This is a genomic window from Nocardiopsis sp. MG754419 (genome assembly GCF_018207095.1).
In the GTDB taxonomy this organism is placed as follows: Bacteria; Actinomycetota; Actinomycetes; order Streptosporangiales; family Streptosporangiaceae; genus Nocardiopsis.
This window is the reverse complement of sequence record NZ_QOCZ01000017.1, coordinates 1-17468: the sequence shown is the minus strand read 5'-3', so window position 1 is coordinate 17468 and position 17468 is coordinate 1. Positions and strand designations below refer to the sequence as shown.

The window sequence follows — 17468 nt, the reverse complement described above, 5'->3', positions numbered from 1 at the left end:
TGTACGTTCCGCGGGCCGAGGTCGGGGTCGGGGCCGGACCCTATGCGGCGAACCGGTCGGTGGCCTCGATGAGCCGGTCGAGGATGCCGGGCTCACTGAACGCGTGACCGGCGTCGTCGACGACGTGGAACTCCGCCTCCGGCCAGGCACGGTGCAGGTCGAAGGCGGTGCGCACCGGGGTGCACACGTCATAGCGACCCTGGATGATCACGCCGGGGATGTGCCGGATGCGCTCCGCGCCCTCGATGAGCTGTTCGGGGGTGAAGAAGCCCTTGTTGTGGAAGTAGTGGTTCTCGATGCGGGCGAACGCCAGCGCGTAGTCCTCACCGGCGTGGTGGTCGCGCAGCGCCGGGTTGGGGAGCAGGGTGATCGTCGACCCCTCCCACACGCTCCACGCGCGGGCGGCCTCCAGGCGCACCTCGCGGTCCGGGGACTCCAGACGGCGGGCGTAGGCGGCGATGAGGTCGTCGCGCTCCTCCTCGGGGATGGGCGCCAGGTAGGACTCCCACAGGTCCGGGAAGAGGTTCGAGGCGCCCTCCTGGTAGAACCACCGCAGCTCCTGGTCGCGCAGGGTGAAGATGCCCCGCACGATGAGCTCGGTGACGCGCTGGGGGTGCTTCTGGGCGTAGGCCAGGGCCAGACAGCTGCCCCAGGAACCGCCGAAGACCTGCCAGGCGTCGACCCCGACCATCTCTCGAAGACGCTCGATGTCGTCGACCAACGCCCAGGTGGTGTTGGTGGACAGGTCCACGTCCATGCCGCCGGCGTGCGGGGTGGAACGGCCGCAGTTGCGCTGGTCGAACAGGAGGATGCGGTACTTCTCGGGGTCGAACAGCCGACGGTGGTCGGGGGTGCAGCCGCCGCCGGGACCACCGTGCAGGAACACCACGGGCTTGCCGGTGGGGTTACCGCACAGCTCCCAGTAGACGCGGTGTCCGTGTCCGACGTCGAGCATGCCCGAGTCGTACGGTTCGATGGTCGGGTACAAGGTGCGCAAGGCGTGGCCTTTCGTGACTGTGGCGAGCCCCGGAGCCGGGCTCAGAGCCGGTCCAGGAGCTCCGCCTTCTTGGTGCTGAACTCGTCCTCCGTCAGCAGCCCCTCGGCGTGCAGACGGCCGAGCTCGCGGATCTTCGCGAAGATCGCGCCGCTGTCGTCGCCCGGGGACGCGGGCTCCAGTGCCGCGGTCTTCTCCACCCAGGCGATGTGGGTGTTGACGGTGGCCGCCATGAGGAGGGTCTCGTCGCTGCCCTTGGCCCCGTGCGAGACGAGGGTGAAGAAGTCGTGTTCGAGGCCGGCCGCGCCGGGGATGTCGACCCCGCGCAGGAGGACCCGGATGAACCCCTCCTCGAAGTCCATCTGCGGGGTCCACTCAAGGCCCTGGATCTCGGACATCCGGTAGTCGCGCGACTGTTCCCGTCCTTTGGGGGTGCTCGTCATCCACCCGTCCCACTGGAGCCGCAACCGTTCCCCGTCGAAGGAGGCGGCGCCCTCGGCGGTACGCACCTGCAACGGAGGGCGGGCGACCAGCCCTCGGGCGACGACGACCGGGTGCGGTGGTTCCTGGTCCGTCTCGCGGGCGAAGCGCACGGAGGCGGCGAGCTGTTCGGCGAAGTACTCGGCGACCAGTTCCTTGTCCTGCGGCCCGGTCAGCAGCAACGGAGTGGCGGCCGTACCCGTGGTGTCCAGACGGGAGTAGGGGTCGGCACCGTCCATGAGGCGCAGACGCAGCCGCCACCCCTGTTTACGGTCGCCGGGATCGAAGTCCACCTCGTCCACGGCCACGATCGGCACCTCGCAGTGGCCGAGGGTCTTGAACAACTGTGGCACCTTGCGCCCGGCCCCGAAACCGATGCGCACGAGCGCGTCGTCGAAGCGCCAGATCGCGTGATGACCGCGTAGCTCCTCCATGGTCCACCACCTTAGAGGGGAAGACCCGCGACACGAACCCTGTGAGCGCCGGTATCGGGACGCCGTCGCGGGGCGAGGCGTCGCGGCGGTCCGTAACGGGTAGAACCGCAGGGGCACACCCCGTCCCATCGTCCGCGGCGATGGGGGCCCGAGGGCGGTGCGCCCGGCGCGCCGCCTCCGAACCGGAGGTCTTCGATGGCGAAAGGGATGTCCGAGGGCGCGCGGGAGTTCCGTGCCGCACGGGACCTGCTCCTCCAGCACCGGAACGACCAGGAGGCCGCCCGCCGGGAGTTCACCTGGCCCCGGCCCGCGCACTTCAACTGGGCGCTCGACCACTTCGACCACGTGGCGGCGACCCGGCCGGACCGGACGGCGCTGTGGCTGGTGGAGGACGACGGCACCGAGGTGCACCACACCTACCGGCGGCTGTCGCAGCGCTCCGACCAGGTGGCCAACTGGTTGCTCGCGCAGGGGGTGCACCACGGCGACCGGATCATGGTCGCCCTGGGCAACCAGGTCGAGCTGTGGGAGATCACCCTCGCCGCCATCAAGCTGGGTGCGGTCGTCAGTCCCACCTCACCGTCCCTGTCGGAGGGCGACCTGGTGGACCGGTTGGACCGGGGCGACATCGCGCACGTGGTCTGCTCCCCCGCCGACACCGAACGCTTCGGGCCCTTGGAAGGACACTGGACCCGGATCTGCGTGGGCTACATGGAGGGCTGGCTCAGTTACCCCGACTCCGAACACGCCGGACTGGAGTTCCACCCGCCCCACCCGACCTCTCCGGACGATCCTCTCCTGCTGTACTTCACGTCGGGGACCACGGCGGTCCCCAAACTGGTCACCCACACCCAGAGTTCCTATCCCATCGGGCACCTGTCCACCATGTACTGGTTGGGGGTGGGGCCCGGCGACGTGCACCTCAACGTGTCCGCCCCCGGATGGGCCAAGCACGCCTACAGCAGCCTCTTCGCCCCCTGGAACGCCGAGGCGACCGTGTTGGTGGTGAACCAGGAGCGCTTCGACCCCGCACGCCTGCTGGACGCGGTGGTGCGCTGCGGGGTGGACACACTGTGCGCCCCGCCGACGGTGTGGCGGATGCTGGTGCAGGCCGACCCCGGAGCGTGGCGGGTGGGGCTGCGCGAGGCGGTGGCGGCGGGCGAGCCGCTCAACCCCGAGGTGGTCACCCGGATCCAGCAGGCGTGGGGCATCACCGTGCGCGACGGGTTCGGGCAGACGGAGACGACCCTGCTCGTCGGGAACGGACCGGGGCAACCCGTGGTCACGGGCTCCATGGGCCGGCCGATGCCGGGGTACGACATCGTGCTCGTCGACCCGGCCACCGACGAGCCCTCCGACACCGGCGAGATCTGCGTGGACCTGACCGACGCACCCGTGGGCGCCATGCGCGGCTACTCCGACGATCCCGAGCGCACCCGTGAGGCCACCCGCATGGGTCTGTACCGGACCGGGGACATCGCGACCCGGGATTCGCGCGGATACATTACCTATATCGGCAGAACGGACGATGTGTTCAAAGCATCGGATTACCGGATCTCACCGTTCGAACTGGAAAGTGTTCTCCTGGAACACGAATACGTGGTCGAGGCGGCCGTGGTCCCCTCTCCGGATCCTTTGCGGTTGTCGGTGGTCAAGGCGTACGTCTCCACGGCCGAGGGCGTACCGCACGACGCCGAGAGCGCCCGGTCGATCCTGCAGTACGTCCGCGGGCGGTTGTCCCCGCACAAGAGGGTCCGTCGCCTGGAGTTCTCCGACCTGCCGAAGACCACCTCGGGTAAGATCCAACGGGTGCGGCTGCGCCGGGCCGAGGCGGAGCGCGGCACGATCACCGACGGCACGCGCAACCCGCGTGAGTTCTGGGAGGAGGACCTCCCCGGGCTGAAGGAATGATCCCTCCTCTCCCTCGCGGGCCCCGAGAATGGCGCCCGGATATGTCCCGTCTCAGAACCTGAGACGCCGTTGACGCCATTGCCCGCATGTGGTCTTTCCCATCCCCGCGACCCGGTGGAATGACTCACGTGACCGCGCCCGCCCCGATGCGGCGCGCTACGGTCGTAACTGCCGAGACGAACAACCGGACGGGACACGCACAACGATGACGAGCACCAACGACACACGGGTGGCGAGCTACAGGCCGCTCATCGCGCCCCGGGACCTCCTCGCGGAACTGCCGATCAGCGACGAGAGCGCCGCCCTGGTCGAGAGCTCGCGCGCCGAGGTCAAGCGTGTCCTGGACGGGGAGGACGACCGCCTGCTGGTCGTGGTCGGTCCGTGCTCGGTGCACGACACCGAGTCCGCCATGGACTACGCGCGCCGCCTGGCCGAGCTGGTGCCCTCCCTCGGCGCCGACCTGTGCGTGGTCATGCGGGTGTACTTCGAAAAGCCCCGCACGACCGTGGGTTGGAAGGGCCTGATCAACGACCCCGGGCTGGACGACACCTACGACGTGCACCGGGGTCTGCGCACCGCCCGGGAGCTCCTGCTGGACATCAACGCCCTGGGCCTGCCCGCGGGGACCGAGTTCCTCGACCCGATCACCCCGCAGTACATCGCCGACGTGGTGTCCTGGGGCGCGATCGGCGCGCGCACCACCGAGAGCCAGGTGCACCGGCAGCTGAGCAGTGGCCTGAGCACCCCGGTCGGGTTCAAGAACGGTACCGACGGCGACGTCCAGGTCGCGGTGGACGCCGTGGGCGCGGCGGCCGCCTCGCACACGTTCTTCGGCGTGGACCCGAGCGGCGCCGGTTCGGTCGTGGTGACCGAGGGCAACCCCGACTGCCACGTCATCCTGCGCGGTGGCCGCAGCGGCCCCAACCACGACCCCGCCTCGGTGGGCGCCGCCCTGGACGTCATCGGCAAGGCCGGTCTGCCCCGACGCCTGATGATCGACGCCAGCCACGCCAACAGCGGCAAGGACCACGTGCGTCAGGTGGGCGTGGCCCGGGAGATCGCCCAGCAGGTCGCCGAGGGGCAGAAGGGCATCACCGGCGTCATGTTGGAGAGCTTCATCGAGGAGGGCGCCCAGAAGCTGGGCGACCCGGCCGCCCTGACCTACGGTCAGTCCATCACCGACAAGTGCATGGGGTGGGAGACCACCGAGAGCGTGCTGGCCGACCTCGCCGAGGCCGTGCGCACGCGCCGCAAGAACGCGGCCTGAGTCACCTCGACGTCCGACGGGCGCCGGGAGGAGGGTTCCTCCCGGCGCCCGTCGTCGTGTTCACGGTGCCCGAACCGCCCGGAACGGCTCGGGCGCGGGTGGCCTCGCCGCCCTGGACGAGCAGGGTGACGACGGCGCACTCCCCCACAACGTGACGTCGGCGGGCGGATCCCTCTCCCGCCCGGTCACCCGTGCCGACGCGTACGGCGGCGTCGCGGGTCCCGCGTCGCGCTCGGGCCCACGCGCGCCACGCGGCCCGGGCGGGTCAGGCCCCCGCGGCCTCCGCGGGCAGGACGTCCAGCTCCGCCAGGAAATCCCGGCCCAGGGACTCGCGCACGTCGGCGTCCGACTCCTCCACCACGTCCAGGCGCAGCGCGAACGTGTGCAGGTCGTCGCCGTTCTCCACCCAACCGACCCACCAGCCCGGAGCGGGGTCGGCCTCCACCCCCAGGCCGGTCCGGCCGTACAGGCTGTAGTCCTCGGTCTCCTCCACCGCCACCAGTTCGCGCAACGCCTCCTGGTGCTCCACGTCCACCGGCAGTTCGGCCCGGGCGAGCTCCGCCAGGAAGGTGGCCTGCTCCACGGCGGAGATCTCCAGCGGACCCTCCACCCAGAAACGGCCGAGGTCCCCGTCCTCGCCCACCTTGCGGTTGCCGTAGTCGAACCGGTCCACCCAGGTGGACATCCGGTCGTGCCCGATCCGTTCGGCGACCTCGTAGTGCACCGGGACGTCCGCGGTCGGCAGCGCCTCGCGCAGACTCATCTCCTCCTCGCCCTCGGGGGAGACGACCTCGTCGATGTCGGACACCACCCCGGTCTGCAGGGCGATGAGCGTGTGGGGGAGCTTGAACGTGGACGCCGGGACGGCGCGCTCACGGGCCTGGTCGGCGCCCACCACCACGGCGGAGCGGTCGCGCACGTCGTAGAGCACGAACGTGCCGTCCACGCCCGCCTGCTCGAAGTGCCCGGCCAGATCGGAGCGCTCCACGGCCTCCAGGTCGCCGAACGCGACCGGTGTGCCGGAGTCCACCCGCCCGGGGCCGGGCGGGGGTTCCTCCTCGGCTCCCCCACAGGCCACCCCCGTGAGCAGGGTGAGGACACTACCGGCGACCAGGGCGTGGTTCCGTGTCCTGGGAGACCGTGCGGGGTCGGTGTCGGTACGCACTCGGCTCCTCCAGCGGTGTACGAGAGAACGTCCTCACCCCAAGCTAGGGCATCCCCCGCTCCGGGGTCTCCCACCTTCCGAAAGGGGCGTCCACAACCCGTCGACCGCTCTTGGGTGCCCTGTGTCACCGCTGCTAGGCTGGCCGTGTTGCTGACCCCGTACGGGAGAGTGCCCATGTAACCAACGTGGGCCGCCGAAGGAGCAATCCCTCCCCACAGACAACCTCTCAGGCACAGCGGACCGTACGGGCGAGACCACTCTGGAAAGCAGGGACCATGATCCCTCGCCGAAGGTGCAAGCCACGCCGCGCGCGTGGTGAAGCTCTCAGGCACCCATGACAGAGGGGGAGGATGGCAACGCCTCACCGCAACGACCGACGCCCATCCTCTCGGGAGTGCCCATGTCAGAGTCCACCTCCGCGCCGCGCCTCACCGCGTTGCACAAGACCCACGAAGAGGCCGGCGCCACACTCGTCGACTTCGCCGGGTGGCTCATGCCGTTGCGCTACGGCAGCGAGACCGCCGAGCACACCGCGGTCCGCGAGGCCGCCGGACTCTTCGACCTCTCGCACATGGGCGAGATCCGCCTGATCGGGCCGCAGGCCGCCCGGGCGCTCGACCACGCGCTGGTCGGTCACTTGTCCAAGGTGAAGGTGGGCCGCGCCCGGTACACCATGGTCACCGCCGAGGACGGCGGCGTCCTGGACGACCTGATCGTGTACCGCCTCGGCGAGGAGGAGTACCTGGTCGTGGCGAACGCGGCCAACGTCCCCGTGGTCGCCTCGGTCCTGGCCGAGCGCGCCGCCGACTTCGACGTCGAGGTCGTCGACGAGTCCGCCGACCACTCCCTCATCGCCCTGCAGGGCCCCAAGGCCGTGGAGATCCTCGCGCCGCTCACCGACGCCGACCTGGACGAGATCCGCTACTACGCCGGGTACGAGCACACCGTCGCCGGGATCCCGGTGCTGCTGGCCCGTACCGGCTACACCGGTGAGGACGGCTTCGAGATCTTCGTCAGGCCCGCCGACAAGGCACCGGAGGTCTGGGCCGCGCTGTCGGCGGAGGGCGCGCGCCACGGGCTGGTCCCCGCCGGGCTCTCGGCCCGCGACACCCTCCGTATGGAGGCCGGCATGCCGCTCTACGGTCAGGAACTCACCGCCGACCTCACCCCCTTCGACGCCGGCCTGGGCCGCGTGGTCAAGTTCGAGAAGGGCGACTTCGTCGGCCGCGCGGCGCTGGAGGAGGCCTCGCGCACCGCGCGCGCCCGGCGCCTGGTCGGGTTCGTCGCGCGTGGCCGCCGCCCGCTGCGCAAGGGGCAGGACGTGCTGCGCGACGGAGTCGTCGTCGGAACCATCACCAGTGGCGCCCCCTCCCCCACTCTGGGCCGCCCCATCGCCATGGCCTACGTGGACGGCGACCTCGACACCACGACCGGCGCGTTCACCGTGGACGTGCGCGGCCGCGGCGAAGAGGTCGACGTGGTCGAACTGCCGTTCTACCAGCGGAAGTCGTAGGAGCGGGGTCCGCTCCGTCGGACCCCCGAGGACCTGCGCGCCCCACCGCCCGGATCCCCACGAGGGACCGGCACGGTCGGGGCGTGGCCAGGTGTAGGCCGGGCCGGTACGCCGCACGGGCGCACGGCACACAACGGATAAGCATCTCCAAGGAGAGTTGAAGTGAGCGTTCCCACGGAGCTGGGTTACACCGCCGAACACGAGTGGGTCAGGGTCGAGGGCGACATCGCCACCGTCGGTATCACCGCGTTCGCGGCCGAGTCGCTCGGCGACATCGTCTTCGTCGAGAGCCCCGCGGTCGGCGGCGAGGTCTCCACGGGCGAGGCCGTCGGCGAGGTGGAGTCCACCAAGTCCGTCAGCGAGATCTACACCCCCGTGACCGGTGAGATCACCGAGATCAACGGGGCTCTCGAAGACGCCCCCGAGACGATCAACTCCGACCCCTACACGGACGGTTGGCTGTTCAAAGTACGGGTCCCCGGGGAACTCCCGCAGCTGCTCTCCGCCGCGGAGTACACCAAGCTGATCGAAGGCGAGAACTGAAGATGACCAGCGACAACCTGCTCAACCGGCCCCTGGGCGAGTTGGACCCCGAGGTCGCGGCCGCCGTCGACGCCGAACTGGCCCGGCAGCGCGACACCCTGGAAATGATCGCCTCGGAGAACTTCGCTCCCCAGGCGGTCCTGGAGGCCCAGGGCACCGTCCTCACCAACAAGTACGCCGAGGGCTACCCCGGCCGCCGCTACTACGGCGGCTGCGAGAACGTCGACGTGATCGAGCAACTCGCGATCGACCGCGCCAAGGAGCTCTTCGGCGCCGAGCACGCCAACGTGCAGCCGCACTCGGGCGCCCAGGCCAACACAGCGGTGTACTTCGCCCTGCTCAAGCCGGGTGACACGATCCTGGGTCTGGACCTGGCCCACGGTGGTCACCTCACCCACGGCATGCGGATCAACTACTCCGGCAAGATCCTCAACGCCGTGGCCTACCACGTGCGCGACGACGACGGCACCGTCGACTACGACGAGGTCGCCGCGCTCGCCAAGGAGCACCGGCCGAAGATGATCGTCGCGGGCTGGTCCGCCTACCCGCGTCAGCTCGACTTCGCCCGGTTCCGCCAGATCGCCGACGAGGTCGACGCGCTGCTCATGGTGGACATGGCGCACTTCGCCGGTCTGGTGGCGGCCGGACTGCACCCCAACCCGGTGCCGTTCGCGGACGTCGTCACGACCACCACGCACAAGACCCTGGGCGGTCCGCGCGGCGGCATGATCCTGTCCAAGGCCGAGTTCGGCAAGAAGATCAACTCCGCGGTGTTCCCCGGCATGCAGGGCGGCCCGCTGGAGCACGTGATCGCGGCCAAGGCGGTCTCGTTCAAGGTCGCGGCGGGCGAGGAGTTCGCCGATCGCCAGCGTCGCACCGTCGCCGGCGCCCGTATCCTCGCCGAGCGGCTCACGCAGCCCGACGCGGCCGAGGCAGGCGTCAAGGTCCTGACCGGCGGCACCGACGTCCACCTCGTGCTGGTGGACCTGGTGGACTCGCCGATCAACGGCCAGGAGGCCGAGGACCTGCTGCACGAGGTCGGCATCACGGTCAACCGCAACGCGGTGCCCAACGACCCGCGCCCGCCGATGGTCACCTCGGGTCTGCGGGTCGGCACTCCGGCCCTGGCCACCCGCGGCTTCGACGAGGGGGACTTCACCGAGGTCGCCGACGTCATCGCCGAGACCCTGAAGCCGGAGCGGGACGTCGCCGCACTGCGCGCGCGGGTCGACGCCCTGGCCGCCAAGCGGCCGCTCTACCCCAACCTGTAGCAGCGCCCACGCCGTGTGGGCCCGCTCGGGCCCGCACGGCGCCCATCCCCACGGCACCTCGACGAGGAGGATGTCCATGGCCATCAGCACCTTCGACCTGTTCAAGATCGGTATCGGACCGTCCAGTTCACATACCGTCGGCCCGATGAAGGCCGCACGGACCTTCGTGTCGACTCTGGGATCGGACGGGGCGCTGGACCGGGTGGCGCACGTGCGGGCCGAGCTGTACGGCTCGCTGGCGCTCACCGGTAAGGGACACGGCAGTGACACGGCCGTGGTGCTGGGGCTGATGGGTCACACCCCCGAGGGGGTGGACGTGGACGCGGTGCTCCGGCTGGTGGAGGAGGTCCGTTCCTCCCGGACCCTGCTGCTGGGCGGGCCGGACGGTCCCCCGGTCGCGTTCGACCCGGCCGTGGACGTGGACTTCCGTCGCAAGGAGAGCCTGCCCGACCACCCGAACGGGATGCGGTTCGTCGCCCTGGACGCGGTCGGGGTGGAGCTGGCGGCCAAGGTCTACTACTCGGTGGGCGGCGGCTTCGTCGTGGACGAGCGCGCCGCCGGCGCGGACCGGATCAAGGCCGACGACACCGAACTGCCCTACCCCTTCTCCTCCGCGGAGGAGCTGCTGGCCCTGTGCGAGCAGACCGGTATGTCCATCAGCGCGCTCATGCTCGCCAACGAGCAGGCGTTCGGCCGCACCCCCGCACAGATCCGCGCCGAACTCCTGGAGATCTGGTCGGTGATGCGCCAGTGCGTGCGGCGCGGGGTGATGACCGAGGGCAGCCTCCCCGGGGGGCTGCGCGTCCCCCGACGGGCGCACCGGCTGTACCGACAGCTGGGCGGGGTCTGCGACGAGCACGGCCTGCTGGCGCCCACCCACGTGGACCCGGACCCGATGCGCGGCAGTGACTGGATCAGCCTGTACGCACTGGCGGTCAACGAGGAGAACGCGGCGGGCGGCCGGGTCGTGACGGCACCGACCAACGGCGCGGCGGGCATCGTTCCGGCCGTGCTCCACTACTACCTGCACTTCAGCCCGGGCGCCGGGGACGAGGGTGTGGTGCGCTTCCTGCTGACGGCGGCGGCCATCGGCATCCTGTTCAAGCAGAACGCGTCGATCTCCGGCGCCGAGGTGGGCTGCCAGGGCGAGGTGGGTTCGGCCTCGTCGATGGCCGCGGCCGGTCTGGCCGAGGTGCTGGGCGGCACGCCCGCGCAGGTCGAGAACGCCGCGGAGATCGCGATGGAGCACAACCTGGGCCTGACCTGTGACCCCATCGGCGGTCTCGTGCAGGTCCCGTGCATCGAGCGCAACGCGCTCGCGTCGGTGAAGGCGATCAGCGGCACCCGTATGGCCTTGCGCGGCGACGGTAGCCACTTCGTGAGCCTGGACAAGGTCATCAAGACCATGCGCGACACCGGCCGCGACATGCACGACAAGTACAAGGAGACCAGCCGCGGGGGTCTCGCCGTCAACGTCATCGAGTGCTGACGGACCCGTGCGGCGCGCACGTCGCCGCCCTCCTCCCGAGCGACACCGCTCAGGGCCGTTCGGGGCCGTTCTCACCGGGTTCGCGCGGCCGCGACGACCGTTGGTCGACCACGCTCTCGACCAGCGCGATGTCGACCACGTAGGAGACGTCGGCCTCCCACCGGCCCCGCTCGTCGCGGCCACGCCACCGTGTCGGCAGTCCCTTGAACCAGGACCCCCGTGTCGGACCCAGCAGAGCCGGGTCCCCGCCTGCGCGTAGTCCGGGAAGCAGTGGACGCAGGGTGGCCGGTCGTGCAGCACACGCTCCAGGGTCACCACCTCGGGGTCGTGTATCGGCAGCCCCATGCGGTCCGCCCTGCGCTGCCCCTCGATCAGGGCCTCGCACGAGCGCGTGATGGAACACCGTCCCGCTCGGTGTGATCACCACGCACGCGGACAGGCCCGAGGGAACGGGTCGACAGGGTCCGCGCTGCCCGGGCAGGAGGTCGTGCACGCAACGGTCGTCACCCATCCCCGATGATCGCGTCCTCCGCGCGTGGGCACCAGAGACCGCGGGCCATGATCCGGCGGTAATCCGACCGTCGGCGCGCACACGACCCCTCGGTCCTCGGTCGGTGGTTCTCCCGGCAGTGGTCGTCGGTACACCGGGCCCGAGCGCCGGAGGCCGGGACGGGGGAGACACGGGGATCCTCCGAGGTCCGCGCACCCGTGCGCCGGCTCGGACAGGGTGGTGGACAGGGCCCCCACGCTCGGACGCTCTCCGGTCCGGGGCGTCGCGGCCCGGCCCGGGCGAGGGGCCTTGCGGCCGACGTCGAGCGCTCGTGCCCCGGCCGGGCGGACGCACGCCGTGGTGCGTCCGACCCCAGACGTTCCCTCAGGCCAGGCTGCGGCGCGGGTTCTTGGCGGGGGCCGTCATCGACATCCGGATGACCGCCGGAACGTGCTCCAGTTCGAGGGCGGACCTCAGGTTGGCGAGCCCCTCCTCGCGCACCCGGTGCCATACCCTCGTCACGTCCGCGTCCTCGTCCAAGGTGAGCGCCAACCGCAGGTGCGGCGCGTCGCCGGACTCGGTCAGGCGTGCCCGGGCACGTCGCACCCCCGGGTACTCCGCGACCTCCTGTTCGAGGGCGCCGCGGGCCGCGCTCTCGGACATCTCCACGTTGCCCTCGTCGTGCCGCTCCAGGTAGAGGCGGCCCACGGTGTCGTTCATGCCCTGGACCATCAACCACCGCAGGGCCAGGAACCCGGCGACGAAGGCCACCGCCACGGTCACATAGGGCACCCACGGCTGGGCCAGGACCGCGTTCACACCATCACTCAACAGGGGCGTTCTCGCGATCCCGGGCCCGAAGAGCCCCTGTCCGGCCGCGAGCGCCGCCGCACCGACCGCGAGCAGCACCATTCCGACGATCACCAGGCCCAGGCGATTACCCCGGGCCGACCTGCGGCACCTGTCGCGCGCCATGGCTAACCCTCCGCGTATCGAACGTGTGTGGCGATCCGCATGCTGCGCAGGGGCGCCAGCTCCTCCAGGCGCCGCTCCACGGACCTGGTCACCTCGGCAGGCAGGGCGCGCGCCTCGCGCATCCCCGTGCGCACGTGGACCCGCAGTCTGTTGCCGCGCACCGTCACGTGCACGCTGTCGACCCCGCTCACGTCCTGCGCGGCGGCGGCCACCGCACGGCGCAGCGCCGGTCGTGTCAGTCCCACGACGAGCGCCGGGTCGTCCGTGCGCAGGGCCGTCCACCGGCCCCGTCCGGGGGCGAGCGCCACCACGATCAGGGCCAGCCCGATCACCGCCGAGACCGCCGAGGCGATCTGGACGGAGGGCTCGGACCAGGTGGTCGCGGCGGCGTAGTCGGTGGCCGCTCCGACGGGGAACAGCCGCAGGGGGTTCCCCGCCAGGGCGGCGATGACCTCGGCGGCGGCGACCACCGCCACCATGAGGACCACGAACCCGGTGATCACCGCGGGCCACGAGCGACGTGGGCGGAACGTGTGGACGGCGACCCGTCTCGCCCGGCGATCCACGCTCTGGGCCGGACGGGCGAGCGCCTCTTCCACGGTGGTCATCGCACCAACTCCGCGATCTCTATGTCGATGTGGTGGACCTGTTTACCGGTGATCCGCTCGATCCGGCCCTTGACGTGTTCTCGTACGGCCTCCGCCACGCGGAGGACCGACAGTGGATAGTCCACGTCGATCCGCAGTCGTAGCAGGACCACCTCCCCGCTGACGCGCGCGCGGGCCGCCCGGGATCGGGCGGCCTCGGCCCCCGCGACCTCGCCGATCGCCCGGGCGGCGGCCTTCTCGATGACGCTTCCCGGGAGATCGATCCGTCCCCCGGGATCACGCGCGCCGGCCAGGTCGGCCCTCGTCGCGCCCCGCGGTGCCGGCACCCGTTGCTGGGGGACCGTGTCGCTGCGCACCCCGACCACGTCCACTCCCCCGTCTAGGCCGAACGCCGTGTGAACATCTCGGCGAGGTCGATCTCGCCCTCCATCGCCCTACCTACGACGAACCCGACCAGGCCCAGGACCAGGACCAGCGCGAAGGCGGGAAAACCGCCGAACGCCGCTGCGAGCCCCAGCACGGTCCCATAGGACAGTCCAACGATGGGCCACATGGCTCCCCCTCTCATCACACGCCCTGTATCGCGATCGGTGTTCAGCCGGCCGCTCGTGCTCCGTCACCCAACCCGGCGACCACGTCCTCCACGGACACATGGACGACGCGGCCGCCGGCCAGCGGGGTCAGCCCCCGACGGATCTCGGTGGCGATCTCCGGCAACGGCCGCCCGTATCTGACCACCACACCGATCTCGACGTGGTCGCCGCGTACCGCGACCCCGCGCACCCGTCCACCCAGCGCGGGGGTGCTCAGGGTCCCGAAGGACCCCGAGGACAGCTCCACCACGTCGGGGAAACGGACCGCCGCCGCGGCGATCTCCAGCGCGGTCTGCTCGGGTGCCTCGCCACCGGCCATGACTACTTGACCCGGGGTTCGGAGTCGCCGCCGTCGGAGGAGTCGTCGTCCCCCGGCAGGTGGATGTCGTCCACCCTGATGTTGATCTCGGTGACCTCCAGGCCGGTCATCCTCTCGACCGCGGTGGTGACGTTGCGGCGAACCGCCGTCGCCAGGTCCTGGATGGCGGCTCCGTACTCGACGACGAGGTCGATGTCCACGGCGGCCTGGCGTTCGCCGACCTCGACCGAGACACCCTGCGCCACCGAACCGGAGGATCCGCCTCCGCTCACGACGTCGCGGACGGCGCCGACCATGCGGGCGGTGCCACCGCCCATGGCGTGGACACCGCCGATCTCACGCGCGGCCATACCGGCGATCTTGGCGACGACGCCGTCGGCGATGTGCGTGTGTCCCTGTCCGCGCTCGCTCGCGGACTCACGCTTGCCGGCGGCCTCACGGGCGCTCGGCACAGCGGATTGGGTCTGGGTATCCGACACTGGTCCCCCTACGCAGTGTGTCTTCCGTACTGAACGCTTTCCGCACGACGCTCTAGTCGCGCTTGAAGGCGTCCCTGATCTTCTCCCCCGCGGACTCGAAGGCGCCCTCGGCCTTGTCCTTCAGGTCCTCGGCCTTGTCCTTGAACTTGTCTGCGGCGTCCTCGGCCTTGGCCTTGGTCTGGTCGACCTTGCCCTCGGCCTCCGTACGGCGGTCGCCGGTGGCCTTACCGAAGGCCTCCTTGCCCTGACCGACGGCGTCATCGATGTGCTTGCCCATTTGTGCCCCCTGGTCTGAGCCACGCGGCTCAGGGTGTGTGGACCGAAACCGACGACCCCTGTCCTGTGACCAGGTCACGTCGATTCGACCCCATCACACCATATAGAGACTCTATGTAGTCACCAAGACACTTAAAGCAATGCTTTGCAGGTCGGAAGGGTCATGGTCTTACCATCCATCCCCCAAACCAGGGCCCCGAATCCTGTCCGGACCAAGAAAAACGCCAGGAGTACCGACGGGTACCCCTGGCGTCCGAAAATCGATTTGTCGGTCAGTCGAAGATGACCGTCTTCTCCCCGTTGAGGAGGATCCGACGCTGCGCGTGCCAGTTCACGGCCCGCGCCAACGCCACCGACTCCAGGTCGCGGCCGATCGCGGTGAGCTGCTCCGGGCTGTGCGTGTGGTCGACCCGGGAGACCTCCTGCTCGATGATCGGCCCCTCGTCCAGGTCTGCGGTGACGTAGTGGGCGGTGGCACCGATGAGCTTCACACCGCGCGTGTGCGCCTGGTGGTAGGGGCGGGCGCCCTTGAAGCTGGGAAGGAAGGAGTGGTGGATGTTGATGATGCGGCCGGACATCTTCGCGCAGAGCTGCTCGGAGAGCACCTGCATGTAGCGCGCCAGCACCACGAGGTCGACGTCGTAGGAGTCGACCAGCTCCAGGATCCGCTCCTCCTGCTGCCCCTTGGAGTCGGAGGTGACCGGCAGGTGGTGGAAGTCCACCCCGTAGGACCGCGCGAGGAACTCCAGGTCCGGGTGGTTGGAGACCACCGCCGCGATGTCGATGTCGAGCAGGCCGCTGCGCTGACGGTAGAGCAGGTCGTTGAGACAGTGCCCGAACCGGGACACCATGACGATCATGCGGGGGCGCACGTCGCGGGCCTGCAGGCTCCACTCGACGATCGACCGCCCCGCGCCCCGGCCGAACTCCCCGGCCAGAGCGGCGAAGGCACCGCGCAGAACGTCCTCGCCGACCACACCGGCCCCGCCGTCCTCCGCCATGAACTGCATGCGCAGGAAGAACCGACCGGAGTAGTGGTCACCGTACTGCTGGCTCTCGGTGATGTTGCACCCGTGGTCGGACAGCAGGTTGGCCACGCCCGCCACGATGCCCCGACTGTCGGGACAGGACAGGGTCAGGACGTACTCACGCTCGCTCATCGAAGGAACCACTCCCGCAGATCGTCGGCCGAACAGCCTGACCACCCAGAATATCCAGGACCTCGCACCAGCGGGGTCGATCCGGGCGTATCCCCCGTCACCCGCGCGGGCCCCGAACCCGCGCACATCGGACGCTCCACGCAATATGAAGGCCCCTCACGTTCTGGCATGCTCGATGCCATGACAAGCCTGCGTGAGAAGTACGAGGCCGCCACCCGCGAACTCCAGGCCCCCTTCGCCATGGTCGACCTGGCCGCCTTCCGCGCCAACGCCGACGACCTGACCCGCCGCGCCCACGGCCGCCCCATACGGGTCGCCAGCAAGTCCGTCCGCAGCCGCGAACTCCTGCGCCGGACGCTGGACCGGCCCGGATACGCCGGGATCATGGCGTTCACCCTGCCCGAGGCGCTCTGGCTCGACGCCGCCTCGCCCCGCCTGAGCGACGACATCCTCGTCGCCTACCCCACCGCCGACCGCTCCGCCCTGGTCGACCTGGTCCGCGGCCCCACCGCCGCCCACCACATCACCCTGATGGTCGACCACACCGCCCACCTCGACATGATCGTCGCCGCCGTGCGCAAGGCCGACCGCGGCGCGGACACCCCCCGGGTCCGCGTGTGCCTGGACATCGACGCCGGCTGGCAGCCGCTCGGCCCGCACCTGCGCGTGGGCGTCTACCGCTCCACCGTCCGCACCCCCGCCCAGGCCGCCGCGCTGGCCCGCGCCGTCGTCGCCCGACCGGAGCTCGAACTGGACGGCATCATGGCCTACGAGGGCCAGATCGCGGGGCTCGGCGACGCACCGCCCGGCCGGCCGCTCTACGGACGCCTCCTGAGCGCCCTCCAGCGCCGCTCGGCCGTCGAACTGGCCCGACGCCGGGCCGCCATCACCCGCGCCGTCCGCGCGGTCGCCCCCTTGCGTTTCGTCAACGGTGGCGGCACGGGCAGTCTGCACACCACCGGACGCGAGCGGGCCGTGACCGAACTGGCCGCCGGGTCCGGGCTGTACCAACCGCACCTGTTCGACCACTACCGGTCCTTCCGAGGGCGCCCCGCCGCGCTGTTCGCGCTGCCGGTCGTGCGACGTCCGGCACCGGGCGTGGTCACCGTCCTGGGCGGCGGCTACCCCGCGTCCGGGCCCGTCGACGCGTTCCGTCCACCCGTACCCCACCTGCCCGAGGGGCTGACCTACAGCCCACACGAGGGCGCCGGGGAGGTACAGACCCCACTGATGGGCGCGGCCGCCGACCGGCTGGCCCTCGGCGACCGCGTATGGATGCGCCACGCCAAGGCCGGGGAACTGTGCGAACGCTTCGACACACTGCACCTGATCGACTCCGACACCGGCACCTACGAGGGCGCGGTACCCACCTACCGCGGTGAGGGCCACGCCTTCCTCTAGGTCGTTTCTCCTCGGGCCCCCACCGTGCCCGGCCCCGCCCGTGTGCGGGCGACCCACGCCACGACACGCGCCTTGGAGACCCGCGGTGGGAGGGCTCGCC

At 70.7% G+C, this 17468-nt stretch carries 18 protein-coding genes and 1 riboswitch; of the genes, 7 read left to right on the top strand and 11 right to left on the bottom strand.

Going from position 1 to position 17468, the window contains the following annotated elements; translation table 11 throughout:
* Window positions 1–40: 40 nt before the first annotated feature.
* Window positions 41–997 carry a prolyl aminopeptidase gene (gene pip / locus DSY14_RS05260; RefSeq protein ID WP_211715312.1) on the bottom strand — a complete coding sequence of 319 codons (957 nt, stop codon included), beginning with the start codon at window positions 995–997 and terminating at the stop codon, window positions 41–43.
* A 41-nt stretch (window positions 998–1038) separates the two neighbouring features.
* Window positions 1039–1908, bottom strand: coding sequence for a DUF4429 domain-containing protein (locus tag DSY14_RS05255; RefSeq protein ID WP_211715311.1), 870 nt, complete (start codon window positions 1906–1908; stop codon window positions 1039–1041).
* A 195-nt stretch (window positions 1909–2103) separates the two neighbouring features.
* On the opposite strand from DSY14_RS05255, the gene DSY14_RS05250 reads away from it, so the two are divergent.
* Window positions 2104–3819: an AMP-binding protein gene (locus DSY14_RS05250; RefSeq protein WP_211715310.1), complete on the top strand. Its 1716-nt coding sequence runs from the start codon at window positions 2104–2106 to the stop codon at window positions 3817–3819.
* 205 nt (window positions 3820–4024) lie between these two features.
* Window positions 4025–5086, top strand: a complete 1062-nt coding sequence (locus DSY14_RS05245; RefSeq protein ID WP_211715309.1) for a 3-deoxy-7-phosphoheptulonate synthase — start codon at window positions 4025–4027, stop codon at window positions 5084–5086.
* Window positions 5087–5351: 265 nt separating this feature from the next.
* Here the strand turns inward: DSY14_RS05245 and DSY14_RS05240 are convergent, their stop codons facing one another.
* Window positions 5352–6251, bottom strand: coding sequence for a class D beta-lactamase (locus tag DSY14_RS05240; RefSeq protein WP_211715308.1), 900 nt, complete (start codon window positions 6249–6251; stop codon window positions 5352–5354).
* A gap of 151 nt (window positions 6252–6402) precedes the next feature.
* Window positions 6403–6504: riboswitch (glycine riboswitch) on the top strand.
* Between the two features lie 147 nt (window positions 6505–6651).
* Here DSY14_RS05240 and gcvT point away from each other — a divergent pair.
* From gcvT to DSY14_RS05220, 4 genes are all read left to right on the top strand, one after another.
* The gene (gcvT, locus tag DSY14_RS05235; RefSeq protein WP_211715307.1) at window positions 6652–7764 is read left to right on the top strand and encodes a glycine cleavage system aminomethyltransferase GcvT; all 1113 of its coding nucleotides are present in this window, start codon (window positions 6652–6654) and stop codon (window positions 7762–7764) included.
* A gap of 162 nt (window positions 7765–7926) precedes the next feature.
* A complete protein-coding gene (gene gcvH, locus DSY14_RS05230; RefSeq protein ID WP_211715306.1) occupies window positions 7927–8307 on the top strand; it encodes a glycine cleavage system protein GcvH in 381 nt (126 codons plus the stop codon).
* A gap of 2 nt (window positions 8308–8309) precedes the next feature.
* Window positions 8310–9578 (top strand): serine hydroxymethyltransferase, encoded by a 1269-nt coding sequence (gene glyA, locus DSY14_RS05225; protein ID WP_211715305.1) that lies wholly within the window; start codon window positions 8310–8312, stop codon window positions 9576–9578.
* Window positions 9579–9654: 76 nt separating this feature from the next.
* On the top strand, window positions 9655–11067 hold the full coding sequence (locus tag DSY14_RS05220; RefSeq protein WP_211715304.1) for an L-serine ammonia-lyase: 1413 nt from the start codon (window positions 9655–9657) through the stop codon (window positions 11065–11067).
* Between the two features lie 874 nt (window positions 11068–11941).
* Here the strand turns inward: DSY14_RS05220 and amaP are convergent.
* The 8 genes from amaP to purU all read right to left on the bottom strand — a co-directional run bounded on the left by amaP (window position 11942) and on the right by purU (window position 15967).
* The gene (amaP, locus tag DSY14_RS05215; RefSeq protein ID WP_211715303.1) at window positions 11942–12532 is read right to left on the bottom strand and encodes an alkaline shock response membrane anchor protein AmaP; all 591 of its coding nucleotides are present in this window, start codon (window positions 12530–12532) and stop codon (window positions 11942–11944) included.
* A 2-nt stretch (window positions 12533–12534) separates the two neighbouring features.
* Window positions 12535–13140: a DUF6286 domain-containing protein gene (locus DSY14_RS05210; RefSeq protein WP_211715302.1), complete on the bottom strand. Its 606-nt coding sequence runs from the start codon at window positions 13138–13140 to the stop codon at window positions 12535–12537.
* Window positions 13137–13505 carry a hypothetical protein gene (locus DSY14_RS05205; RefSeq protein WP_211715301.1) on the bottom strand — a complete coding sequence of 123 codons (369 nt, stop codon included), beginning with the start codon at window positions 13503–13505 and terminating at the stop codon, window positions 13137–13139. Before DSY14_RS05205 ends, DSY14_RS05210 begins: the two co-directional genes overlap by 4 nt.
* A 14-nt stretch (window positions 13506–13519) precedes the next feature.
* Complete coding sequence (locus DSY14_RS05200) at window positions 13520–13693, bottom strand: hypothetical protein (protein WP_211715300.1); 174 nt, start codon at window positions 13691–13693, stop codon at window positions 13520–13522.
* 41 nt (window positions 13694–13734) lie between these two features.
* Window positions 13735–14052, bottom strand: a complete 318-nt coding sequence (locus DSY14_RS05195; protein WP_211715299.1) for a hypothetical protein — start codon at window positions 14050–14052, stop codon at window positions 13735–13737.
* Window positions 14053–14054: 2 nt separating this feature from the next.
* Window positions 14055–14531, bottom strand: a complete 477-nt coding sequence (locus DSY14_RS05190; protein ID WP_211715298.1) for an Asp23/Gls24 family envelope stress response protein — start codon at window positions 14529–14531, stop codon at window positions 14055–14057.
* A 52-nt stretch (window positions 14532–14583) separates the two neighbouring features.
* A complete protein-coding gene (locus DSY14_RS05185) occupies window positions 14584–14808 on the bottom strand; it encodes a CsbD family protein (protein WP_211715297.1) in 225 nt (74 codons plus the stop codon).
* A 271-nt stretch (window positions 14809–15079) separates the two neighbouring features.
* A complete protein-coding gene (gene purU / locus DSY14_RS05180; RefSeq protein ID WP_211715296.1) occupies window positions 15080–15967 on the bottom strand; it encodes a formyltetrahydrofolate deformylase in 888 nt (295 codons plus the stop codon).
* A 180-nt stretch (window positions 15968–16147) separates the two neighbouring features.
* Here purU and DSY14_RS05175 point away from each other — a divergent pair, with 180 nt between their 5' ends.
* Window positions 16148–17368 (top strand): alanine racemase, encoded by a 1221-nt coding sequence (locus DSY14_RS05175; protein WP_211715295.1) that lies wholly within the window; start codon window positions 16148–16150, stop codon window positions 17366–17368.
* Window positions 17369–17468: the final 100 nt, after the last annotated feature.